The sequence below is a fragment of the Jatrophihabitans telluris genome (genome assembly GCF_023516435.1).
Lineage (GTDB): Bacteria > Actinomycetota > Actinomycetes > Mycobacteriales > Jatrophihabitantaceae > Jatrophihabitans_A > Jatrophihabitans_A telluris.
The window spans coordinates 3,704,779-3,726,667 of the sequence record NZ_CP097332.1 but is presented as its reverse complement, the minus strand read 5'-3'; the positions used below and the strand labels follow the sequence as shown (position 1 = coordinate 3,726,667).

Annotated in this window: 23 protein-coding genes and 1 pseudogene; 23 read left to right on the top strand and 1 reads right to left on the bottom strand. The window is 65.3% G+C overall.

Translation table 11 applies throughout. The annotated features are described in order from the left end of the window. The first annotated feature begins 313 nt into the window (after positions 1-313). Positions 314-3,766, top strand: a complete 3,453-nt coding sequence (gene rpoB, locus M6D93_RS17170) for a DNA-directed RNA polymerase subunit beta (RefSeq protein ID WP_347343504.1) — start codon at positions 314-316, stop codon at positions 3,764-3,766. Between the two features lie 136 nt (positions 3,767-3,902). Next, complete coding sequence (locus M6D93_RS17165) at positions 3,903-7,805, top strand: DNA-directed RNA polymerase subunit beta' (protein ID WP_283818601.1); 3,903 nt, start codon at positions 3,903-3,905, stop codon at positions 7,803-7,805. 229 nt (positions 7,806-8,034) lie between these two features. Here M6D93_RS17165 and M6D93_RS17160 read toward each other — a convergent pair whose 3' ends face one another. Next, the gene (locus M6D93_RS17160) at positions 8,035-8,238 is read right to left on the bottom strand and encodes a cold-shock protein (RefSeq protein ID WP_249771096.1); all 204 of its coding nucleotides are present in this window, start codon (positions 8,236-8,238) and stop codon (positions 8,035-8,037) included. 877 nt (positions 8,239-9,115) lie between these two features. Between M6D93_RS17160 and rpsL the strand changes: the two genes are divergently transcribed. The 21 genes and pseudogenes from rpsL to rplF all read left to right on the top strand — a co-directional run bounded on the left by rpsL (position 9,116) and on the right by rplF (position 21,887). Continuing rightward, a complete protein-coding gene (gene rpsL / locus M6D93_RS17155; RefSeq protein ID WP_022914015.1) occupies positions 9,116-9,490 on the top strand; it encodes a 30S ribosomal protein S12 in 375 nt (124 codons plus the stop codon). Next, positions 9,490-9,960 (top strand): 30S ribosomal protein S7, encoded by a 471-nt coding sequence (gene rpsG / locus M6D93_RS17150; RefSeq protein ID WP_249771094.1) that lies wholly within the window; start codon positions 9,490-9,492, stop codon positions 9,958-9,960. The genes rpsL and rpsG overlap by 1 nt, the downstream gene beginning before the upstream one ends. Positions 9,961-10,044: 84 nt before the next feature. Beyond that, positions 10,045-12,141, top strand: a complete 2,097-nt coding sequence (fusA, locus tag M6D93_RS17145; RefSeq protein WP_249771092.1) for an elongation factor G — start codon at positions 10,045-10,047, stop codon at positions 12,139-12,141. Positions 12,142-12,301: 160 nt separating this feature from the next. Beyond that, a complete protein-coding gene (gene tuf, locus M6D93_RS17140; RefSeq protein WP_249771090.1) occupies positions 12,302-13,495 on the top strand; it encodes an elongation factor Tu in 1,194 nt (397 codons plus the stop codon). Positions 13,496-13,642: 147 nt separating this feature from the next. After that, on the top strand, positions 13,643-13,948 hold the full coding sequence (gene rpsJ, locus M6D93_RS17135) for a 30S ribosomal protein S10 (RefSeq protein WP_003938093.1): 306 nt from the start codon (positions 13,643-13,645) through the stop codon (positions 13,946-13,948). Between the two features lie 18 nt (positions 13,949-13,966). Then, complete coding sequence (rplC, locus tag M6D93_RS17130) at positions 13,967-14,617, top strand: 50S ribosomal protein L3 (protein ID WP_249771088.1); 651 nt, start codon at positions 13,967-13,969, stop codon at positions 14,615-14,617. 4 nt (positions 14,618-14,621) lie between these two features. Next, complete coding sequence (gene rplD, locus M6D93_RS17125; protein ID WP_249771086.1) at positions 14,622-15,323, top strand: 50S ribosomal protein L4; 702 nt, start codon at positions 14,622-14,624, stop codon at positions 15,321-15,323. After that, on the top strand, positions 15,323-15,619 hold the full coding sequence (gene rplW, locus M6D93_RS17120; RefSeq protein ID WP_249771084.1) for a 50S ribosomal protein L23: 297 nt from the start codon (positions 15,323-15,325) through the stop codon (positions 15,617-15,619). Before rplD ends, rplW begins: the two co-directional genes overlap by 1 nt. 13 nt (positions 15,620-15,632) lie before the next feature. Further along, the gene (gene rplB / locus M6D93_RS17115; protein WP_249771082.1) at positions 15,633-16,466 is read left to right on the top strand and encodes a 50S ribosomal protein L2; all 834 of its coding nucleotides are present in this window, start codon (positions 15,633-15,635) and stop codon (positions 16,464-16,466) included. Positions 16,467-16,476: 10 nt separating this feature from the next. Beyond that, complete coding sequence (gene rpsS, locus M6D93_RS17110) at positions 16,477-16,755, top strand: 30S ribosomal protein S19 (RefSeq protein WP_249771080.1); 279 nt, start codon at positions 16,477-16,479, stop codon at positions 16,753-16,755. 47 nt (positions 16,756-16,802) lie between these two features. Next, entirely contained in the window at positions 16,803-17,210 is a 408-nt protein-coding gene (gene rplV, locus M6D93_RS17105) for a 50S ribosomal protein L22 (RefSeq protein WP_249771078.1), read from the top strand. Continuing rightward, positions 17,210-18,070: pseudogene (rpsC, locus tag M6D93_RS17100) on the top strand (30S ribosomal protein S3); the annotation flags it as partial. The gene rplV and the pseudogene rpsC, both read left to right, overlap by 1 nt. A gap of 159 nt (positions 18,071-18,229) precedes the next feature. Then, on the top strand, positions 18,230-18,649 hold the full coding sequence (gene rplP, locus M6D93_RS17095; protein ID WP_249771076.1) for a 50S ribosomal protein L16: 420 nt from the start codon (positions 18,230-18,232) through the stop codon (positions 18,647-18,649). After that, positions 18,649-18,879 (top strand): 50S ribosomal protein L29, encoded by a 231-nt coding sequence (gene rpmC, locus M6D93_RS17090; RefSeq protein ID WP_249771074.1) that lies wholly within the window; start codon positions 18,649-18,651, stop codon positions 18,877-18,879. The genes rplP and rpmC overlap by 1 nt, the downstream gene beginning before the upstream one ends. After that, positions 18,876-19,157 carry a 30S ribosomal protein S17 gene (gene rpsQ / locus M6D93_RS17085; protein ID WP_249771072.1) on the top strand — a complete coding sequence of 94 codons (282 nt, stop codon included), beginning with the start codon at positions 18,876-18,878 and terminating at the stop codon, positions 19,155-19,157. The genes rpmC and rpsQ overlap by 4 nt, the downstream gene beginning before the upstream one ends. Positions 19,158-19,311: 154 nt before the next feature. Continuing rightward, a complete protein-coding gene (rplN, locus tag M6D93_RS17080; protein WP_249771070.1) occupies positions 19,312-19,680 on the top strand; it encodes a 50S ribosomal protein L14 in 369 nt (122 codons plus the stop codon). 3 nt (positions 19,681-19,683) lie between these two features. Beyond that, entirely contained in the window at positions 19,684-19,998 is a 315-nt protein-coding gene (gene rplX / locus M6D93_RS17075; RefSeq protein WP_249771068.1) for a 50S ribosomal protein L24, read from the top strand. Positions 19,999-20,001: 3 nt separating this feature from the next. Continuing rightward, positions 20,002-20,571, top strand: coding sequence for a 50S ribosomal protein L5 (gene rplE / locus M6D93_RS17070; protein WP_249771066.1), 570 nt, complete (start codon positions 20,002-20,004; stop codon positions 20,569-20,571). A 3-nt stretch (positions 20,572-20,574) separates the two neighbouring features. Next, entirely contained in the window at positions 20,575-20,760 is a 186-nt protein-coding gene (locus M6D93_RS17065; protein WP_249771064.1) for a type Z 30S ribosomal protein S14, read from the top strand. Between the two features lie 169 nt (positions 20,761-20,929). Then, the gene (rpsH, locus tag M6D93_RS17060) at positions 20,930-21,337 is read left to right on the top strand and encodes a 30S ribosomal protein S8 (RefSeq protein ID WP_249771062.1); all 408 of its coding nucleotides are present in this window, start codon (positions 20,930-20,932) and stop codon (positions 21,335-21,337) included. A gap of 13 nt (positions 21,338-21,350) precedes the next feature. After that, positions 21,351-21,887, top strand: a complete 537-nt coding sequence (gene rplF / locus M6D93_RS17055; RefSeq protein WP_249771060.1) for a 50S ribosomal protein L6 — start codon at positions 21,351-21,353, stop codon at positions 21,885-21,887. The last annotated feature ends 2 nt before the right edge of the window (positions 21,888-21,889 follow it).

The following is a 21,889-nucleotide window of genomic DNA, read 5'->3' as shown; positions in this document are numbered from 1 at the left end:
AGCGGCGCTGAAGCCGCCGAAGACCAGCCTGGGGATCGGGTCGAGCCGCCTTCGCTCGACGATTTCAAGGCGGCCTGGACAGGCGTGCCCAATGTGGCTAGACTGTCACTTTGCGCTGCCCTCATACACGTCCAGGCCCGGTCAGGGCCTACTTCCTGCTGTCCAGTACGTGACGCAGGTACCGCCGCTCCGGCGGACGTCGCGAGATCAGCGGTCTAACTGAACAGCAAGAGCTGTGTGCGTTACAGCACCGTTGGCTGGCAACCGGCGGCAGTATCACAGCAGTGGGCCCATGTCCTCGGAAGGACGCATCTTGGCAGTCTCTCGCCCCGGCAAGTCCGTCGCGCAAGGAACGAGCATTCAGGGAATCCCAGGAGCTCCCCCTCGCACGTCTTTCGCCAAAATCCGGGAGCCCCTCGAGGTTCCCAACCTGTTGGCGTTGCAAACGGAATCATTCGACTGGCTGATCGGAAACGCAGCCTGGCAGGAGCGGGTCGCCAAGGCCGACCCGACTTACACCAACTCCACCTCGGGCCTGGAGGAGATCCTCGGCGAGATTTCGCCGATCGAGGACTTCTCCGGTTCCATGTCGCTGTCCTTCTCCTCGCCCCGCTTCGAGGACGTCAAGGCCTCCATCGAGGAGTGCAAGGACAAGGACATGACGTACGCGGCGCCGCTGTTCGTCACCGCTGAGTTCACCAACAACACCACTGGCGAGATCAAGAGCCAGACCGTGTTCATGGGTGATTTCCCGATGATGACCCGCAAGGGCACCTTCGTGATCAACGGCACCGAGCGCGTCGTGGTGTCCCAGCTCGTCCGGTCGCCGGGTATCTACTTCGACCGCACGCTGGACAAGACCTCCGACGTCGACGTGTTCTCGGTCAAGGTCATCCCGAGCCGAGGTGCCTGGCTGGAGTTCGACGTCGACAAGCGCTCGACCGTCGGTGTGCGTATCGACCGCAAGCGCCGTCAGCCGGTCACCGTCCTGCTCAAGGCCCTCGGCTGGAGCGCGGACCGCATCCGCGAGCACTTCTCCTGGTCGGAGACGCTGCTGGCCACCCTGGAGAAGGACCACATTCCGGGTCAGGACGAGGCGCTGCTCGACATCTACCGCAAGCTGCGTCCCGGCGAGCCCCCGACCCGTGAGTCGGCCCAGGCGTTGCTGGACAACCTGTTCTTCAACGGCAAGCGCTACGACCTGGCCAAGGTCGGCCGCTACAAGGCCAACAAGAAGCTGGGCACCGACACCGAGATCGACCACGGCACCCTGACCGAGGACGACATCGTCAAGACCATCGAGTACCTCGTCCGGCTGCACGCCGGCGAGGACGGCTACGAGGTCGACGACATCGACCACTTCGGCAACCGCCGGCTGCGCACCGTCGGGGAGCTGATCCAGAATCAGATCCGCGTCGGCCTGTCCCGGATGGAGCGGGTCGTCCGCGAGCGGATGACGACCCAGGACGTCGAGGCGATCACGCCGCAGACCCTGATCAACATCCGCCCGGTCGTCGCCTCCATCAAGGAGTTCTTCGGCACGTCGCAGCTGTCGCAGTTCATGGACCAGACCAACCCGCTGGCGGGCCTGACCCACAAGCGTCGGCTGTCCGCGCTCGGCCCGGGTGGTCTGTCCCGTGACCGTGCCGGCATGGAGGTTCGTGACGTCCACACCAGCCACTACGGCCGGATGTGCCCGATCGAGACCCCGGAAGGCCCGAACATCGGCCTGATCGGATCGCTTGCCTCCTACGGCCGGATCAACGCCTTCGGCTTCGTCGAGACCCCGTACCGCAAGGTCACCAACGGTTCGGTCACCGACGAGATCCACTACCTGACCGCCGATGAAGAGGACAAGAACACGATCGCGCAGGCCAACGCGACGATCGATGCTCAGGGCCTGTTCACCGAGCCCAAGGTGCTGGTTCGTAAGAAGGGCGGCGAGGTCGAACTCGTCGACTCGGCCGAGGTCGACTACATGGACGTCTCACCGCGCCAGATGGTGTCGGTCGCGACGGCGATGATCCCGTTCCTCGAGCACGACGACGCCAACCGCGCCCTGATGGGCGCCAACATGCAGCGCCAGGCTGTGCCGCTGCTCCGTTCCGAGGCCCCGCTCGTGGGCACCGGCATGGAGCTTCGTGCCGCGGTCGACGCCGCCGACGTGGTGGTCGCCGACAAGCCCGGCGTGGTGGAAGAGGTCTCGGCCGACTACATCACCGTGATGGCTGACGACGGCACCCGCAACACGTACCGGCTGTCGAAGTTCGCGCGCTCGAACCAGGGCACCAGCTTCAACCAGAAGCCGATCGTGGACGAGGGGGCCCGGGTCGAACATGGCCAGGTGCTCGCAGACGGCCCGTCGACCGACTTCGGTGAGATGGCGCTGGGCAAGAACCTGCTCGTGGCGTTCATGCCGTGGGAAGGCCACAACTACGAGGACGCGATCATCCTCAACCAGCGGATCGTCCAGGACGACGTCCTGACCTCGATCCACATCGACGAGCACGAGGTCGACGCTCGCGACACCAAGCTGGGCGCTGAGGAGATCACCCGGGACATCCCGAACGTCTCCGACGAGGTTCTGGCCGACCTCGACGAGCGCGGCATCGTCCGCATCGGTGCCGATGTGGTGACCGGTGACGTGCTGGTCGGCAAGGTGACGCCGAAGGGCGAGACCGAGCTCACGCCGGAGGAGCGCCTGCTGCGCGCCATCTTCGGTGAGAAGGCCCGCGAGGTGCGTGACACCTCGATGAAGGTCAGCCACGGTGGTGACGGCAAGGTGATCGGCGTTCGGGTGTTCTCCCGCGAGGACGGCGACGAGCTTCCGCCGGGCGTCAACGAGCTGGTTCGCGTCTACATCGCCCAGAAGCGCAAGATCCAGGACGGCGACAAGCTCGCCGGCCGGCACGGCAACAAGGGCGTCATCGCCAAGATCCTGCCGCCGGAGGACATGCCGTTCCTCAAGGATGGCACGCCGGTCGACATCGTGCTCAACCCGCTCGGCGTGCCGGGCCGGATGAACATCGGCCAGGTTCTGGAGACCCACCTCGGCTGGGTCGCCAAGACCGGCTGGGAAGTTGAGGGGACCCCGGAATGGGCCGCTCGACTGCCTGAGCCGGCCCGCCAGGGCGATCCCGGCACCAACGTCGCGACCCCGGTCTTCGACGGCGCCCGGGAAGGGGAGATCACCGGTCTCCTCGACTCGACCCTGCGGACCCGCGACGGTGACCAGCTGATCGGTCACACCGGCAAGGCCCAGCTGATCGACGGACGCTCCGGCGACCCGTTCCCTGAGCCCGTCTCGGTCGGCTACGTCTACATCCTGAAACTGCTGCACCTGGTCGACGACAAGATCCACGCCCGTTCGACCGGCCCGTACTCGATGATCACCCAGCAGCCGCTGGGTGGTAAGGCGCAGTTCGGTGGTCAGCGCTTCGGCGAGATGGAGTGCTGGGCGATGCAGGCCTACGGCGCGGCTTACGCGCTGCAGGAACTGCTGACGATCAAGTCCGACGACATCCTCGGCCGCGTGAAGGTCTACGAGGCCATCGTCAAGGGCGAGAACATTCCCGAGCCTGGTATCCCCGAGTCGTTCAAGGTGCTGCTGAAGGAACTTCAGTCGCTGTGCCTGAACGTCGAGGTGCTGTCCTCCGACGGTGTGGCCGTCGAGATGCGCGACACGGACGACGACGTCTTCCGGGCCGCCGAGGAACTGGGCATCGATCTGTCGCGGCGCGAGCCGAGCAGCGTCGAAGAGGTCTGAGTCGATGTGTTCACGGTCGGGACGGGCTGACGTTGACGCCGGTCCGTCCCGGCCGCTGAACGCACAGACGGCGGGGCAACCCGCCACGAGCAGCTAGCAACACCCACAGATTTACAGAGCAAAGAAGGTAGGAACCTTGCTCGACGTCAACGTCTTCGACGAGCTTCGGATCGGCCTGGCCACCGCGGATGACATCCGCCAGTGGTCGCACGGCGAGGTAAAGAAGCCTGAAACCATCAATTACCGGACTCTCAAGCCTGAGAAGGACGGTCTCTTCTGCGAGAAGATCTTCGGCCCCACCCGGGACTGGGAGTGCTACTGCGGCAAGTACAAGCGCGTGCGCTTCAAGGGCATCATCTGCGAGCGCTGCGGCGTCGAGGTGACCCGGGCCAAGGTCCGTCGTGAGCGCATGGGCCACATCGAGCTGGCCGCGCCGGTCACGCACATCTGGTACTTCAAGGGTGTGCCGTCCCGGCTCGGGTACCTGCTGGACCTGGCGCCGAAGGATCTCGAGAAGATCATCTACTTCGCCGCCTACCTGATCACCAGCGTCGACGCCGAGGCTCGCCATCGCGACCTGCCGACGCTCGAGGCCGAGGTCAGCGCGGAGAAGAGCACGCTGGAGAAGCGTCGCGACTCCGACATCGACACCCGCGCCAAGAAGCTCGAAGCCGATCTGGCCGAGCTCGAGGCCGAGGGTGCCAAGAGCGACGTCCGCCGCAAGGTCCGCGAAGGTGGCGAGCGCGAGATGCGCCAGCTGCGTGACCGGGCCCAGCGCGAGATCGACCGTCTCGACGAGGTCATGGACACCTTCCGCAAGTTGGACGTCAAGCAGCTCATCTCCGACGAGATGCTCTACCGCGAGCTGCGTGACCGCTTCGGCGAGTACTTCGCCGGCGGCATGGGCGCGGAGTCGCTGCAGACGCTGATCGCCGGCTTCGACCTCGACGCCGAGGCCGAGTCGCTGCGCGAGACGATCCGCTCGGGCAAGGGCCAGAAGAAGATCCGCGCACTCAAGCGCCTGAAGGTGGTGGCGTCGTTCCTCAACACCACCAACTCCCCTCAGGGCATGGTGCTCGACTGCGTCCCGGTCATCCCGCCGGACCTGCGTCCGATGGTGCAGCTGGACGGTGGCCGCTTCGCGACCTCCGACCTCAACGACCTGTACCGCCGCGTGATCAACCGCAACAACCGCCTCAAGCGACTGATCGATCTTGGTGCTCCCGAGATCATCGTCAACAACGAGAAGCGGATGCTGCAGGAGTCCGTCGACGCGCTGTTCGACAACGGCCGTCGTGGCCGTCCGGTCACCGGCCCGGGTAACCGGCCGCTGAAGTCCCTGTCGGATCTGCTCAAGGGCAAGCAGGGCCGGTTCCGTCAGAACCTGCTCGGCAAGCGCGTGGACTACTCCGGCCGCTCGGTCATCGTGGTGGGTCCGCAGCTCAAGTTGCACCAGTGCGGTCTGCCCAAGCAGATGGCGCTCGAACTGTTCAAGCCGTTCGTGATGAAGCGCCTGGTGGACCTGAGCCACGCGCAGAACATCAAGTCGGCCAAGCGCATGGTCGAGCGTGCTCGTCCGGTCGTGTGGGACGTGCTCGAAGAGGTCATCCGCGAGCACCCCGTGCTGCTCAACCGCGCACCGACGCTGCACCGCCTGGGCATCCAGGCCTTCGAACCGCAGCTGGTCGAAGGCAAGGCCATCCAGATCCACCCGCTCGTCTGCACCGCGTTCAACGCGGACTTCGACGGTGACCAGATGGCGGTGCACCTGCCGCTGTCGGCCGAAGCCCAGGCCGAGGCCCGGATCCTGATGCTGTCGACGAACAACATCCTCAAGCCGGCTGACGGCCGTCCGGTGACCATGCCGACCCAGGACATGATTCTGGGTCTGTACCACCTGACGACCCTGCGCCCGCAGCAGGACGGAGCCGGCCGCGCGTTCTCCTCGCCGTCCGAGGGCATCATGGCGCGCGACGCCAAGTCTCTCGGGCTGCAGGCGCCGGTCAAGATCCGGCTGCAGGGGATCACGTCGGTCGACAACGGCCCCGGGGAAGACAAGTGGACGGCTCCCGAGGGGTGGACTCCGGGGGAGACCCTGCTCGTCGACACGACTCTGGGTCGGACGCTGTTCAACGACGCCCTGCCGGCCGATTACCGCTTCGTCAACTACGAGGTCACCAAGAAGGAACTCGGCCAGATCGTCAACGACCTGGCCGAGCGGTATCCGAAGGTGGCGGTCGCCAACGCGTTGGACAACCTGAAGGCGGCCGGGTTCCACTGGGCCACCCGTTCGGGTATCACCATCGCCATCGACGACGTCGTGACGCCGCCGAAGAAGGCCGAGATCCTCGAGCGGTACGAGAAGGACGCCGAGAAGATCGAGAAGCAGTACCAGCGTGGTGTGATCACCGGTGACGAGCGCCGTCAGGAGCTCGTGGAGGTCTGGACCAAGGCGACCAGCGAGGTCGCCAAGGAAATGGAAGCCAACTTCCCGCGGACCAACCCCGTCTACATCATGGTCAACTCGGGTGCCCGAGGAAACATGATGCAGATGCGTCAGATCGCGGCCATGCGTGGTCTGGTGGCCAACCCCAAGGGCGAGATCATCCCGCGGCCGATCAAGGCCAACTTCCGTGAGGGTCTGTCGGTTCTGGAGTACTTCATCTCCACCCACGGTGCTCGTAAGGGTCTGGCCGACACCGCGCTGCGTACCGCCGACTCGGGTTACCTGACCCGTCGTCTGGTGGACGTCTCGCAGGACGTCATCATCCGCGAGGAGGACTGCGGCACCGAGCGTGGCGTGATTCTTCCGATCGCCGCGGCCGGCGCCGACGGCAAGCTCATCAAGGACGGCCACGCCGAAACCAGCGTGTACGCCCGAGTGCTGGCCGAGGATGTCGAAGCCGACGGAGCCGTTGTGGCGCCCGCCGGTGCCGACCTCGGTGACGTACTCATCGACGAGCTGGTCTCGCGCGGAGTGTCCGAGGTTCGGGTTCGTTCGGTCCTGACCTGTGAGTCCCAGCTCGGCACCTGCGCCACCTGCTACGGCCGCTCGTTGGCCACCGGCAAGGTAGTCGACGTCGGCGAGGCGGTCGGCATCATCGCCGCCCAGTCGATCGGTGAGCCCGGTACCCAGCTGACCATGCGTACGTTCCACACCGGCGGTATCGCCGGTGACGACATCACGCACGGCCTGCCCCGTGTGGCCGAGCTGTTCGAGGCGCGGGTGCCGAAGGGCGTCGCGCCGATCAGCGAAGCGACCGGACGGGTGCGCCTGGAGGAGTCCGAGTCGACGGCCAAGGGCGGTGGGCGCAAGCTCATCCTCACCCCGGACGACGGCACGGAGGAGATCGAATACCCGATCTCGCGTCGGGCCCGCCTGCTGGTGGGTGACGGTGATCGGGTCGAGGTTGGCCAGCAGTTGGTCGCCGGTGCCGCGAATCCGCACGACGTCCTGCGCATCATGGGCCCGCGTGAGGTGCAGCTGCACCTCGTCCGCGAGGTCCAGGAGGTGTACCGCTCGCAGGGTGTGGCCATCCACGACAAGCACATCGAGGTGATCATCCGACAGATGCTCAAGCGCATCACGGTGATCGAGTCGGGTGCTACCGAGTTCCTTCCGGGCTCGCTGGTGGAACGGGCGCTGTTCGAGGCCGAGAACCGTCGGGTTGTCGCCGAGGGTGGCGAACCGGCCTCGGGTCGTCCGGTGCTGATGGGTATCACGAAGGCGTCGCTGGCGACCGAGTCGTGGCTGTCGGCCGCCTCGTTCCAGGAGACGACCCGAGTGCTGACGGACGCGGCCATCTCGGCCAAGTCCGACTCGCTGGTCGGCCTCAAGGAAAACGTGATCATCGGCAAGCTGATCCCGGCCGGTACCGGTATCGCCAAGTACCGCAACGTCGAGGTCAACCCGACCGAAGAGGCCCGCGCGGCCGCCTTCACGATGGCCGGCTACGACGAGAGCGACTACTACGGCTTCGGTCCCGGTGGGGGCCAGGCTGTCGCGCTCGACGACTTCGGCTACAACGACTACCGCTAGACCGCAGCTCGGCCAGTGATTGGTCACTGACACCGCGAACGGCCCGGTTCCTCCTAGGAGGAACCGGGCCGTTCGCCGTTGACGTTGCCCTTGTTGCCGGCTCGGGGGCGTTGACGTTGCCCTTGTTGCCGGTCATCGGGCGAGCAACGAGGGCAACCTCGACGGAACGCAGCAAGGGCCGCACCCTTTCGGGTACGGCCCTTGCGTGTTGCTAGAGACTAGCGGTGGTTCAGACCGGGCGGACGTTCTCCGCCTGGGGGCCCTTCTGGCCCTGGGTGGTGTCGAACTCGACGCGCTGGTTCTCGTCGAGAGTCCGGTAACCCTGGGTGGTGATGGCCGAGTAGTGGACAAACACGTCCGGGCCGTCACCGTCCGGAGCGATGAATCCAAAGCCCTTTTCCGAGTTGAACCACTTCACGGTTCCCTGTGCCATGTACTTCTCCCTGCTCAATGCGGTTCGGGAACCGCACTGCGCGGACCCCGGGTTGCGGCGCTCAACGCATTCCCGGTTCGAGAAAGCAAAACGCCCGCTGCTGGTACCCGCGGGCGTCACAAAACGTCGTGGAAAACTGCAACTACAACCAAGTAGACGGTAGCACGCGCGGGAGCGAAAGCCACACACTGCGCCGAGATTTCTGTTTCGTTATTCCCGCGGTCCCCGTACGGCAACCAACTGACCCGGCCTGCGCCCGGCACGGAGCCGCTGCATCGCGGCGCCCCGACGGCGGCCGGGCTCAGTAGGACCGCCCGACGCCGACCCAGGAATAGGGGCAGCATCGTCCAGGTTCCAGTCGCAGCCACGAGCGGTGGTGCCCGGGGCTGGTTCCGAAGCAGATTTTCCCGCCCGTGAGCGAAGCACGTCTCCAAGCGTGTTTCCGGGGCGTACCTTCCGGGGCTGGACAGCCCTCACGGCCGATGCGGGGAGATCCGCGCGGCGCCGGCCGACCGGTTCCGGCCTCGATTTGGATACGGCCCGCGACCTCGGTATTGTTTGACCTTGTGCCCGGATCCTCTGGGCACTCGTCCGTGCTTGCCGCGGGGGACTGTGGAGCCGGCATGTCCGGGTTCCAGGACTCAGGTGAGACGGATCGTCCATCAATCCGTCCGAATCTTTGTACGGATTGCTCTGGGGCCAGGCGCGACACGCCCGACCTCGGGGACCGGACGAGTACCCGTACGACTCACAACAGCAGAGCAGACACGTTGCCGGGGTTGCCTACCCCTGCCGGTGCGGAGCGCAAGCTTCCCCGCCAGGACAGCACGGCCCGCAGACGTACCGCAGACGAACGAGCGAGGAGATTGCAGGCCACATGCCTACGATCCAGCAACTGGTCCGTAAGGGCCGGCAGGACAAGATCGGGAAGACCAAGACCCCGGCGCTGAAGGGTTCCCCCCAGCGTCGCGGTGTGTGCACCCGCGTCTACACGACCACGCCCAAGAAGCCGAACTCCGCCCTGCGGAAGGTCGCCCGCGTGCGCCTCACCAGTGGCATCGAGGTCACGGCCTACATCCCCGGCGTCGGGCACAACCTGCAGGAGCACTCAATCGTGCTCGTTCGCGGCGGTCGTGTGAAGGACCTGCCCGGTGTTCGATACAAGATCATTCGCGGTTCGCTGGACACCCAGGGTGTTCGCAACCGCAAGCAGGCGCGTAGCCGCTACGGCGCGAAGAAGGAGAAGAGCTAATGCCGCGTAAGGGTCCTGCCCCCCGCCGGCCGCTGGTTATCGACCCGGTCTACAACTCGCCGCTGGTCACCCAGCTGGTGAACAAGATCCTGCTCGACGGCAAGCGCTCGACCGCAGAGGCCATCGTGTACGGCGCCCTGGAGGGCGCCCGCGAGAAGAACGGCACCGATCCGGTCGTCACCCTCAAGCGCGCGCTCGACAACGTCCGGCCCACGCTCGAGGTCAAGAGCCGCCGCGTCGGTGGTGCGACCTACCAGGTCCCCGTCGAGGTCAAGGCCGGTCGCGCCAACACGCTGGCGCTGCGCTGGCTGGTCGGCTACTCGCGTGCCCGTCGCGAGAAGACCATGACCGAACGCCTGATGAACGAGCTGCTCGACGCCAGCAATGGCCTGGGAGCGAGCGTCAAGCGCCGCGAAGACACGCACAAGATGGCCGAGTCCAACAAGGCCTTCGCCCACTACCGCTGGTAGTACGGCCGAACGCTGGAGGTACGCACCACCGCCTCCCGCTCATCCACCCGGCCGCCAGGAACAAAGACGACAGAAGAAGGAACGATGGCTAGCAACGCCACTCTTGCCAAGACCCGGAACATCGGGATCATGGCGCACATCGACGCCGGTAAGACCACGACGACCGAGCGCATCCTCTTCTACACCGGTATCTCCTACAAGATCGGTGAAGTCCACGACGGCGCTGCCACCATGGACTGGATGGAGCAGGAGCAGGAACGCGGTATCACCATCACTTCCGCCGCCACCAAGTGCGAGTGGAAGGGTCACGCGATCAACATCATCGACACGCCCGGGCACGTGGACTTCACGGTCGAGGTCGAGCGCTCGCTGCGCGTCCTCGATGGTGCCGTCGCGGTGTACGACGGTGTCGCCGGTGTAGAGCCGCAGACCGAGACCGTGTGGCGTCAGGCCGACAAGTACAACGTCCCTCGCATGTGCTTCGTCAACAAGCTCGACCGCACCGGCGCGGATTTCTTCCGCTGCGTGCAGATGATGAAGGACCGGCTCAACGCGACTCCCCTCGTGCTGCAGATCCCGATCGGCAGCGAGGGTGACTTCATCGGCGTCGTCGACCTGCTGGGTATGCGTGCGCTCGTGTGGCGCGGCGAGACCCAGAAGGGTGAGGACTACACGATCGAGGAGATCCCCGCGGACCTGCTCGACTCGGCCAACGAGTGGCGCGAGACGCTGCTCGAGACGCTGGCCGACGCCGACGACGCGATCGCCGAGGCCTACCTCGAGGGTGAAGAGCTGTCCGTCGAGACGCTGAAGGCCGCGATCCGTCGGGCCACTCTGGCCGACAAGCTCAACCCGGTGCTCACCGGATCCGCGTTCAAGAACAAGGGTGTCCAGCCGATGCTGGACGCGGTCGTCGACTTCCTGCCCTCACCGCTGGACGTCGACCACGTGACCGGCACGCTGATGGACGGCGAGACCGAGGCCGAGCGCAAGGCCGACGAGTCCGAGCCGCTGTCTGCGCTGGCGTTCAAGATCGCCACCGACCCGCACCTGGGCAAGCTGACTTTCGTGCGCATCTACTCGGGTGTGCTGGAGAACGGCTCGCAGGTCCTGAACTCGACCAAGGACCGCAAGGAACGAATCGGCAAGATCTACCAGATGCACGCCAACAAGCGTGAAGAGCTGCCCCGCGCCGGCGCCGGCGACATCATCGCTGTGGCCGGTCTGAAGCAGACCACAACCGGTGACACGCTGTCGGACTCGGCCAAGCCGATCATCCTCGAGTCCATGACCTTCCCGGACCCGGTCATCTCGGTGGCCATCGAGCCGAAGACCAAGAGCGACCAGGAAAAGCTGGGCGTCGCGATCCAGAAGCTCGCCGAGGAAGACCCGACGTTCAAGGTCAACAACGACGAGGAGACCGGTCAGACGGTCATCGCCGGTATGGGCGAACTCCACCTGGAGATCCTGGTCGACCGGATGCGCCGAGAGTTCAAGGTCGAGGCCAACGTCGGCAAGCCCCAGGTGGCCTACCGCGAGACGATCAAGCGGACCGTCGACCGGGAAGACCTGACCTACAAGAAGCAGACCGGTGGATCCGGCCAGTTCGCGAAGGTCCAGGTGTCGGTCGAACCGCTGCCGCTGACCGCCGACGGCCCCACCTACGAGTTCGACAACAAGGTCACCGGTGGCCGCATCCCCAAGGAATTCATTCCTTCGGTGGACGCGGGTGCGCAGGAGGCTTTGCAGTACGGCGTCCTGGCCGGTTACCCGATGGTGGGCGTGAAGCTCAGCCTGCTCGACGGTGGCTACCACGAGGTCGACTCGTCGGAAATGGCGTTCAAGATCGCCGGTTCGATGGTCATGAAGGCAGCGCTGCGCAAGGCGTCGCCGACCCTGCTCGAACCGATGATGGCCGTCGAGGTCACCACGCCCGAAGAAAACATGGGCGACGTGATCGGCGACCTGAACTCCCGCCGTGGCCAGATCCAGGCCATGGAGGAGCGCTCCGGTGCCCGCGTCGTCAAGGCGCTGGTCCCGCTGTCGGAGATGTTCGGTTACGTCGGAGACCTGCGGTCGAAGACCCAGGGCCGAGCGAACTACTCCATGCAGTTCGATTCGTACGCGGAGGTTCCGGCCAACGTGGCGAAGGAGATCATCGCAAAGGCGACGGGAGAGTGAGCATCGCAGCGAGCGCCAGCGAGCGAGGAGCGGAGCTCGATCGGAGCCGAGCAATGAGTATCGCGAAGGCGACAGGCGAGTAGGCAAGACCGTACGACCCCGGTTTTACAACCCAAGACCATCCAATAAGTAGAAGCCCGAAAGAGGGAGAGGACCCACAGTGGCTAAGGCGAAGTTCGAGCGGACGAAGCCGCACGTCAACATCGGCACCATCGGTCATATCGACCACGGCAAGACGACGCTGACGGCCGCCATCACCAAGGTGCTGCACGACAAGTACCCGACTCTGAACGAGGCTTCGGCGTTCGATCAGATCGACAAGGCGCCGGAAGAGCGTCAGCGCGGCATCACGATTTCGATCGCGCACGTCGAGTACCAGACCGAGAAGCGCCACTACGCGCACGTCGACTGCCCCGGTCACGCCGACTACATCAAGAACATGATCACCGGCGCGGCCCAGATGGACGGCGCGATCCTGGTGGTTGCGGCGACCGACGGCCCGATGCCGCAGACCAAGGAGCACGTGCTCCTGGCTCGCCAGGTCGGCGTTCCCTACATCGTGGTGGCCTTGAACAAGGCCGACATGGTTGACGACGAGGAGATCCTGGAGCTCGTCGAGCTCGAGGTACGTGAGCTGCTCAACCAGTACGAGTTCCCGGGCGACGACGCTCCGATCATCCAGGTTTCGGCGCTCAAGGCGCTCGAGGGTGACGCTGAGTGGGGCGCCAAGCTGCTGTCCCTCATGGACGCCGTGGACGAGTCCATCCCGCAGCCGGTTCGCGAGATCGACAAGCCCTTCCTCATGCCCGTCGAGGACGTCTTCACGATCACCGGTCGTGGAACCGTCGTCACCGGCCGTATCGAGCGCGGTGTGCTGAAGGTGAACGAGACTGTCGACATCGTCGGCATCAAGGACACCAAGCAGACCACGACGGTCACCGGCATCGAGATGTTCCGCAAGCTGCTCGACGAGGGCCAGGCCGGCGAGAACGTGGGCCTGTTGCTTCGTGGCATCAAGCGCGAGGACGTCGAGCGCGGCCAGGTCATCATCAAGCCCGGCACGACCACTCCGCACACCAACTTCGAGGCGAACGTCTACATCCTCTCGAAGGACGAAGGCGGCCGCCACACGCCGTTCTTCAACAACTACCGCCCGCAGTTCTACTTCCGCACCACTGACGTGACCGGCGTCGTTACCCTCCCCGAGGGCACCGAGATGGTCATGCCTGGTGACACGACCGAGATGCTGGTCGAGCTGATCCAGCCGATCGCCATGGAAGACGGTCTGAAGTTCGCGATCCGGGAAGGTGGCCGCACCGTCGGCGCCGGCCGGGTCACCAAGATCCTCAAGTAGTTCGCAAGGCCGCGGGTCGGCCGGGTCACTTTCCCGGCCGACCTGCGGGTACGACAGCACGACCCGCTTCGGCGCCGGACATCCGGAGCCGCGAGCTCGATCCCAGGCAGTAGCACCATCGAAAACAGTGAGGACGAGAAAGCCACTATGGCTGGACAAAAGATCCGCATCCGGCTCAAGGCCTACGACCACGAGGCCATTGACGCCAGCGCGCGCAAGATCGTCGAGACCGTCACGCGTACCGGCGCTCGCGTCGTCGGTCCGGTGCCACTGCCGACCGAGAAGAACGTGTACTGCGTCATTCGTTCGCCGCACAAGTACAAGGACAGCCGCGAGCACTTCGAGATGCGCACTCACAAGCGTCTCATCGACATCCTCGACCCGACGCCGAAGACGGTCGACGCGCTCATGCGTATCGACCTGCCGGCCAGCGTCGACGTGAACATCCAGTAGCGAACAGCGAGAGAATCGATGTCTAAGAACTTGAAGGGGATTCTGGGCGAGAAGCTCGGCATGACCCAGGTCTTCGACGAGAACAACCGGGTCGTCCCGGTTACCGTCGTCAAGGCCGGGCCCTGTGTCGTAACCCAGATTCGTACCCAGGAGAAGGACGGCTACGCCGCTGTTCAGCTCGCCTACGGTCAGATCGACCCGCGCAAGGTCACCAAGCCGCTGTCCGGCCACTTCGCCGCAGCCGGCGTGACCCCGCGACGTCACGTGATCGAGCTGCGCACCGACGACGCCTCGACCTACGAGATCGGCACCGAGATCACGGTCGACGGCATTTTTGCCGACGGCGCGGCGGTCGACGTGACCGGTACGACGAAGGGCAAGGGAACCGCGGGTGTCATGAAGCGACACGGCTTCCACGGTGTCTCGTCCTCGCACGGTTCCCACCGCAACCACCGCAAGCCCGGTTCCATCGGCGGCTGTTCCACGCCGGCTCGGGTGTTCAAGGGCATGCGGATGGCCGGCCGGATGGGTGTCGACAAGCAGACCACCCAGAGCCTGCGCGTGGTCAAGGTCGACGTCGAGCGTGGCCTGCTGCTCATCGAGGGCGCGGTGCCCGGCCCCAAGGGTGGCCTGGTTCTCGTTCGCTCCGCTGTGAAGAAGGGGGCCTGAGACCATGTCGCTCACTGTTGATGTCATCGACCCGACCGCTGACGGTTCGTCCAAGGCGAAGTCCAAGTCGGTTGAACTGCCGGCCGAGATCTTCGACGTGGACACCAACGTCGCGTTGATCCACCAGGTCGTCGTTGCCCAGCTCGCCGCCGCGCGGGCCGGCACGCACTCCACCAAGACCCGTGGTGAAGTCCGCGGTGGTGGCAAGAAGCCCTACCGCCAGAAGGGAACCGGCCGGGCCCGTCAGGGTTCGACCCGTGCTCCTCAGTTCGCCGGTGGTGGCGTCGTTCACGGCCCGCAGCCGCGGTCCTACGAGCAGCGCACCCCCAAGAAGATGAAGGCCGCGGCCCTGCGTCAGGCGCTGTCCGACCGGGCGCGTCACAGCCGGGTTCACGTCGTCACCGCTCTTGTCGGCGCGGACAATCCCTCCACCAAGGCGGCGGCGACCGCGCTGGCGACCATCAGCGAGGCGCGCAACCTGTTGATCGTGGCCGAACGTGGTGACGATCTCACCTGGAAGAGCTTGCGCAACCACGTCTCGGTCCACCTGATCGAGCCCGGGCAGCTCAACACCTACGACGTCCTGATCTCCGACGACGTGGTGTTCACCGAGGGCGCGCTCAACGCGTTCCTCGCCCGACCGATCACTGGCAAGTCCGCCAAGGGCACGGCTTCGTCCAGCGAAGTTGAAGAGGAAACCGTCTGATGTTTGACGATCACCGCGACGTGCTGCTCGCTCCGGTCATCTCGGAGAAGAGCTACAGCCTGCTGGACCAGAACAAGTACACCTTCGACGTCCACCCGGACTCGAACAAGACCCAGATCAAGATCGCGGTCGAGAAGGTGTTCAACGTCAAGGTCACCGACGTGAACACGCTCAACCGCCAGGGCAAGCGCAAGCGGACCCGATTCGGCTACGGCCAGCGCAAGAGCATCAAGCGCGCGGTCGTCACCCTCCGCGAGGGGGACCGTATCGAGGTCTTCGGCGGGCCGGCGAGCTAGAGGGACTGGACTAATGGGTATCCGTAAGTACAAGCCGACGACCCCGGGTCGCCGCGGTTCGTCCGTGGCCGACTTCGTCGAGGTCACCCGGACCACGCCGGAGAAGTCGCTGGTTCGCCCGCTGCACAACAAGGGCGGCCGCAACAACACCGGTCGGATCACCACCCGTCACCAGGGTGGTGGCCACAAGCGTGCCTACCGCGTCATCGACTTCCGTCGTAACGACAAGGACGGCGTGCCGGCCAAGGTCGCACACATCGAGTACGACCCGAACCGCACGGCTCGGATCGCGCTGCTTCACTACGCCGACGGCGAGAAGCGCTACATCCTCGCCCCGCGCAACCTGAACCAGGGCGACACGATCGAGAACGGTCCGGGTGCCGACATCAAGCCGGGTAACGCCCTGCCGCTGCGCAACATCCCGGTCGGTACGACGGTCCACGCGATCGAGCTCCGTCCCGGTGGCGGCGCCAAGATCGCCCGTTCGGCGGGGGCCAGCGTTCAGCTGGTCGCCAAGGACGGTCCCTACGCCCAGCTGCGGATGCCTTCCGGCGAGATCCGCAACGTCGACGTGCGCTGCCGCGCCACCGTCGGCGAGGTCGGTAACGCCGAGCAGAGCAACATCAACTGGGGCAAGGCCGGCCGTATGCGCTGGAAGGGCAAGCGCCCCACGGTTCGTGGTGTGGCCATGAACCCGGTCGATCACCCGCACGGTGGTGGTGAGGGTAAGACGTCCGGTGGTCGTCACCCCGTCAACCCGGCCGGTAAGCCCGAGGGCCGCACCCGTACCCGCAAGGCGAGCGACGCATTGATCGTCCGTCGCCGTAAGTCGAACAAGAAGCGATAGGACGTAAACGATGCCTCGCAGCCTGAAGAAGGGCCCGTTCGTCGACGGCCACCTCTTGAAGAAGGTCGACGACCAGAACGACAAGAACACCAAGAACGTGATCAAGACCTGGTCGCGCCGTTCCACGATCATCCCCGACATGCTGGGGCACACCATTGCGGTGCACGACGGCCGCAAGCACGTCCCGGTGTTCGTCACCGAGGGCATGGTCGGGCACAAGCTCGGCGAGTTCGCGCCGACCCGCACCTTCAAGGGTCACATCAAGGACGACCGCCGGTCACGCCGGTAAGTCGAGCTCTAGGCCAAGGACACTCAGGAATACAAGGGATATCGCAGATGGCAGCCAACGCTGAAGACTCCGACGTGCGCACCGCGTTCGCGCGGGCGTCGCAGGTCAACGTGACGCCGATGAAGGCTCGTCGCGTCATCGACCTGATTCGCAACAAGCCCGCCGTCGACGCGCTCGCGGTGCTGAAGTTCGCGCCGCAGGCCGCGTCGGAGCCGGTTGCGAAGGTGCTCGCGTCCGCGATCGCCAACGCTACGAACAACTTCGACCTCGACGAGGACACGCTGATCGTCTCGCGCGCCTTCGTCGACGAGGGGCCGACGCTCAAGCGTTTCCAGCCCCGAGCGCAGGGTCGGGCGTTCCGCATCCGCAAGCGCACGAGCCACATCACCATCGAGGTCGAGAGCGTAGACAGGGCTGCCCGCAAGGGTGGCGCGAAGAAGAGGAGCACCCGCTAATGGGGCAGAAAGTCAACCCGAACGGGTTCCGCCTCGGTATCACCACCGACTGGAAGAGCCGTTGGTTCGCCGACAAGAACTACGCCGAGTACGTCAAGGAAGACGTTGCCATCCGTCGCCTGATGTCGACCGGCATGGAGCGGGCCGGCATCGCGAAGGTGGAGATCGAGCGCACCCGTGACCGGGTCCGCGTCGACATCCACACCGCGCGTCCCGGCATCGTCATCGGTCGCCGCGGCGCCGAGGCCGACCGCATCCGTGGCGAACTGGAGAAGCTGACCGGCAAGCAGGTTCAGCTGAACATCCTCGAGGTGAAGAACCCCGAGGCCGACGCCCAGCTGGTCGCTCAGGGTGTGGCCGAGCAGCTGTCGAACCGGGTCAGCTTCCGTCGTGCGATGCGTAAGAGCATGCAGTCGACGCTGAAGTCTCCGGGCGTCAAGGGCATCCGGGTGCAGTGTTCCGGTCGCCTCGGTGGCGCTGAGATGAGCCGGTCGGAGTTCTACCGCGAGGGCCGCGTGCCGCTGCACACCCTGCGCGCCAACATCGACTACGGCTTCTACGAGGCCCGTACGACCTTCGGCCGCATCGGCGTGAAGGTGTGGATCTACAAGGGCGAGGTCCCGACCGGTTCGCGCGCCGAGCGCGAGGCTGCGGTGGCCGCCGAGGCGCTGCGTCAGCGTCGTGATCGTCCGGCGTCCTCGCGTCCGCGCCGTTCTGGTGCTCAGGGCACCACGGGTGTATCAACTGAAGCCGGCCGCGCGGCCGACGCCGGGACCAGCACGGCTCCGGTCGAAGCTCCGGTCGAAGCTCCGGTCGAAGCAGCCGTGTCGGCGCCGGTCGAAGCAACCGTGACGGCGCCAGTCGCCGCTCCGGTCGATGTCACCGCCGAGGCGCCCAGCGCCGCGCCGGTCGACGACGCTGCCGATACCGCAACCGAGGCCCCGGTGGCCGACGTCCCAGCAGCCCCGGCCCCGGAAGCATCTGCTCCGGTGGCCACCGAAACCACGGAGAGCTGATCCATGCTCATTCCTCGGCGGGTCAAGCACCGCAAGCAGCATCACCCCGACCGCACTGGTGCGGCCAAGGGTGGTACCCGAGTGACCTTCGGCGAGTACGGCATCCAGGCACTGGAGCCGGCCTACGTCACCAACCGTCAGATCGAGTCGGCACGTATTGCCATCAACCGGCGAATCCGCCGTGGTGGCAAGGTCTGGATCAACATCTACCCGGACCGCCCGCTGACCAAGAAGCCGGCCGAGACCCGCATGGGTTCCGGTAAGGGTTCGCCGGAGTGGTGGGTCGCCAACGTCAAGCCGGGACGGGTGCTCTTCGAGCTCTCGTTCCCGAACGAGGTCGTCGCGCGCGAAGCGTTGACCCGGGCCATCCACAAACTGCCGATGAAGTGCCGCATCGTGAAGCGGGAAGTTGGTGACATCTGATGAGCACGCCTGAATCGAACGAGTTGCGCGAACTCCACGACGAAGAACTGCAGAGTCGGCTGCGTGAGTCCAAGGAAGAGCTTTTCAACCTGCGCTTCCAGATGGCCACCGGTCAGCTCGACAACAACCGGCGACTGCGGACTGTCCGCCACGAGATCGCCCGGATCTACACGATCCTGCGCGAGCGTGAGCTCGGTCTGTCGGTCGCTCCTGAAGGAGGCGCGGCATGACGTCCGCACAGAACGACACCGCCGCCCGGAACTCTGACCGCAAGGTTCGTGAGGGCCTGGTGGTCAGTGACAAGATGGACAAGACCGTTGTGGTCGCCGTCGAGGACCGCGTCAAGCACCCTCTGTACGGCAAGGTCATCCGCCGCACGAACAAGCTCAAGGCGCACGACGAGGCCAACACCGCTGGTGTCGGTGACCGGGTTCTGCTGATGGAGACCCGTCCGCTCTCGGCCAGCAAGCGCTGGCGCGTGGTCGAGATCCTCGAGAAGGCCAAGTAAACAAGCACTTTCGTTGATCGCCGTCCGGCTCGAACGGGTCGGTGGCGGCCAACGGCGGCACAGTAAGGGCTCGCCGTGAGAGCCCGGTTAGCCAACCGCGTCCGAACGCCTCCAGCCGGGGCGGGAAGACTGAGAATGAATTGGGAGTTCGGCTGTGATTCAGCAGGAGTCGCGACTGCGCGTCGCCGACAACACCGGGGCCAAGGAAATCTTGTGCATCCGCGTGCTGGGCGGCTCGGGTCGCCGTTATGCCGGTATCGGCGACATCATCGTCGCCACCGTGAAGGATGCCCTGCCAGGTGCGGGCGTCAAGAAGGGCGATGTGGTCAAGGCCGTCATCGTCCGGACCGTCAAGGAGCGCCGGCGTGCCGACGGCTCCTACATCAAGTTCGACGAGAACGCCGCCGTGCTGATCAAGGCCGATGGTGAGCCGCGAGGCACTCGTATCTTCGGCCCGGTCGGCCGCGAACTGCGCGACAAGAAGTTCATGAAGATCATCTCGCTGGCACCGGAGGTGCTCTAACCGATGAAGATTAAGAAGGGCGACGAGGTCGTCGTCATCGCTGGCAAGGACCGCGGCAAGACCGGCAAGGTCATCGCTTCCTACCCGACCGAGAACAAGGTTCTCGTCGAGGGCATCAACCGCGTCACCAAGCACACCCCGGTATCGGCCAACGCCCGCGGCGCGCAGACCGGCGGCATCGTGCACCAGGAAGCCAAGATCGACGTAAGCAACGTGATGGTGGTCGAGGACGGCAAGGCCGTACGGGTCGGCTACCGGCGTGACGAGGAGACCGGGCGCAACGTCCGCGTTTCGCGCGCCACCGGAAAGGACCTGTAAGCCATGACTGACACCCAGACGGCCGTCCCCGCGCCGCGGCTCAAGCTGCGCTACCGCGAGGAAATCGTGCCTGCGCTGCAGAGCGAGTTCTCCTACTCCAACCCCATGCAGGTTCCCGGCGTCGTCAAGATCGTCGTGAACATGGGCGTCGGCCAGGCGGCCAAGGACGCCAAGCTGATGGACGGCGCGGTTCGTGACCTGACCCTGATCACCGGCCAGAAGCCGCTGGTACAGAAGGCCCGCATCTCGATCGCCCAGTTCAAGCTGCGTGAAGGCATGCCGATCGGCGCCAAGGTCACACTTCGCGGCGACCGGATGTGGGAGTTCCTGGACCGGCTGCTCAGCCTGGCCCTTCCCCGCATCCGTGACTTCCGCGGGCTGTCGCCCAAGCAGTTCGACGGTAACGGCAACTACACCTTCGGGCTCACCGAGCAGTCGATGTTCCACGAGATCGACCCGGACACCATCGACCGCCAGCGCGGCATGGACATCACGGTCGTCACCACCGCCAAGACCGACGACGAGGGTCGCGCGCTGCTCCGGCAGCTCGGCTTCCCGTTCAAGGAGAACTAAGCCATGGCCAAGACGTCCCTCAAGATCAAGGCGGCCGCCAAGCCGAAGTTCGCGGTGCGGGGTTACACCCGTTGCCAGCGCTGCGGCCGCGCGCATTCGGTCTACAAGAAGTTCGGCCTGTGCCGGATCTGCTTGCGCGAGATGGCGCACGCGGGCGAGCTGCCCGGCGTGACCAAGTCGTCCTGGTAGTTCGCAGATAGCCGTACTTCGCAGGTGGCTCCACCCGCTCGAAAGTCCTGCGATTTCATAATCGAGCACCCGATCAGGCAGACTTGTCTGGTTGTCCATTGCTTCGAGATAGGCCCCACTCCGGTGTACCGGGCTGAGGAACCGTCCCGAGAGAGGTAGTAGCCGTCACATGACGATGACAGATCCGATCGCAGACATGCTGACTCGTCTGCGTAATGCGAACTCGGCATTCCACGACACCGTGTCGATGCCACACAGCAAGCTCAAGGCGCACATCGCCGAGATCCTCCAGCAGGAGGGTTACATCGCCGACTTCGCGGTCGCCGACACCGAGGGTGACGCTCCCGGCAAGGTCCTGACCCTGAACCTGAAGTACGGCCCCAACCGTGAGCGCAGCATCGCCGGTGTCCGGCGCGTGTCCAAGCCCGGCTTGCGGGTCTACGCCAAGTCGACCGGTCTGCCCCGTGTACTCGGTGGCCTCGGTATCGCCATCATCTCGTCCTCGTCCGGTCTGGTTACCGACCGGCAGGCCGCCAAGCGTGGAGTAGGCGGGGAAGTCCTCGCCTACGTCTGGTAAGGGAGGGCACGCAATGTCTCGTATTGGCAAGCTGCCGATCCCGGTCCCCAGCGGTGTCGACGTGACGATCGACGGTCAGACGGTGACGGTCAAGGGCCCCAAGGGCAGCCTGACCCACGTCGTGGCCGAGCCGATCACCGTCGCTCAGGAGGAGGGCACCCTTCAGGTCGCCCGTCCCGATGACGAGCGGGTGTCGAAGTCGCTGCACGGCCTGTCGCGCACCCTGATCGCCAACATGGTGACCGGTGTGACCGCGGGCTACATCAAGAACCTCGAGATCGTCGGCACTGGTTATCGCGTGGTCGCCAAGGGTTCGGACCTCGAGTTCGCCCTGGGCTTCAGCCACCCGGTGATCATCCCGGCGCCCGACGGCATCTCGTTCAAGGTCGAGACCCCGACGCGTTTCTCGGTCGAGGGCATCGACAAGCAGAAGGTCGGCGAGGTGGCCGCGAACATCCGCAAGCTGCGCAAGCCTGACCCGTACAAGGGCAAGGGCGTGCGGTACCAGGGTGAAGTCATCCGCCGCAAGGCCGGAAAGACGGGTAAGTAGTC

What these genes read in the sequence shown, in the direction of transcription:
- M6D93_RS17160 (WP_249771096.1), bottom strand. Translation starts at nt 8,238, where the DNA reads ATGGCACAGGGAACCGTGAAGTGGTTCAACTCGGAAAAGGGCTTTGGA.
- rpsL (WP_022914015.1), top strand. Translation starts at nt 9,116, where the DNA reads ATGCCTACGATCCAGCAACTGGTCCGTAAGGGCCGGCAGGACAAGATC.
- rpsG (WP_249771094.1), top strand. Translation starts at nt 9,490, where the DNA reads ATGCCGCGTAAGGGTCCTGCCCCCCGCCGGCCGCTGGTTATCGACCCG.
- fusA (WP_249771092.1), top strand. Translation starts at nt 10,045, where the DNA reads ATGGCTAGCAACGCCACTCTTGCCAAGACCCGGAACATCGGGATCATG.
- rpsJ (WP_003938093.1), top strand. Translation starts at nt 13,643, where the DNA reads ATGGCTGGACAAAAGATCCGCATCCGGCTCAAGGCCTACGACCACGAG.
- rplC (WP_249771088.1), top strand. Translation starts at nt 13,967, where the DNA reads ATGTCTAAGAACTTGAAGGGGATTCTGGGCGAGAAGCTCGGCATGACC.
- rplD (WP_249771086.1), top strand. Translation starts at nt 14,622, where the DNA reads ATGTCGCTCACTGTTGATGTCATCGACCCGACCGCTGACGGTTCGTCC.
- rplW (WP_249771084.1), top strand. Translation starts at nt 15,323, where the DNA reads ATGTTTGACGATCACCGCGACGTGCTGCTCGCTCCGGTCATCTCGGAG.
- rplB (WP_249771082.1), top strand. Translation starts at nt 15,633, where the DNA reads ATGGGTATCCGTAAGTACAAGCCGACGACCCCGGGTCGCCGCGGTTCG.
- rpsS (WP_249771080.1), top strand. Translation starts at nt 16,477, where the DNA reads ATGCCTCGCAGCCTGAAGAAGGGCCCGTTCGTCGACGGCCACCTCTTG.
- rplV (WP_249771078.1), top strand. Translation starts at nt 16,803, where the DNA reads ATGGCAGCCAACGCTGAAGACTCCGACGTGCGCACCGCGTTCGCGCGG.
- rplP (WP_249771076.1), top strand. Translation starts at nt 18,230, where the DNA reads ATGCTCATTCCTCGGCGGGTCAAGCACCGCAAGCAGCATCACCCCGAC.
- rpmC (WP_249771074.1), top strand. Translation starts at nt 18,649, where the DNA reads ATGAGCACGCCTGAATCGAACGAGTTGCGCGAACTCCACGACGAAGAA.
- rpsQ (WP_249771072.1), top strand. Translation starts at nt 18,876, where the DNA reads ATGACGTCCGCACAGAACGACACCGCCGCCCGGAACTCTGACCGCAAG.
- rplX (WP_249771068.1), top strand. Translation starts at nt 19,684, where the DNA reads ATGAAGATTAAGAAGGGCGACGAGGTCGTCGTCATCGCTGGCAAGGAC.
- rplE (WP_249771066.1), top strand. Translation starts at nt 20,002, where the DNA reads ATGACTGACACCCAGACGGCCGTCCCCGCGCCGCGGCTCAAGCTGCGC.
- M6D93_RS17065 (WP_249771064.1), top strand. Translation starts at nt 20,575, where the DNA reads ATGGCCAAGACGTCCCTCAAGATCAAGGCGGCCGCCAAGCCGAAGTTC.
- rpsH (WP_249771062.1), top strand. Translation starts at nt 20,930, where the DNA reads ATGACGATGACAGATCCGATCGCAGACATGCTGACTCGTCTGCGTAAT.
- rplF (WP_249771060.1), top strand. Translation starts at nt 21,351, where the DNA reads ATGTCTCGTATTGGCAAGCTGCCGATCCCGGTCCCCAGCGGTGTCGAC.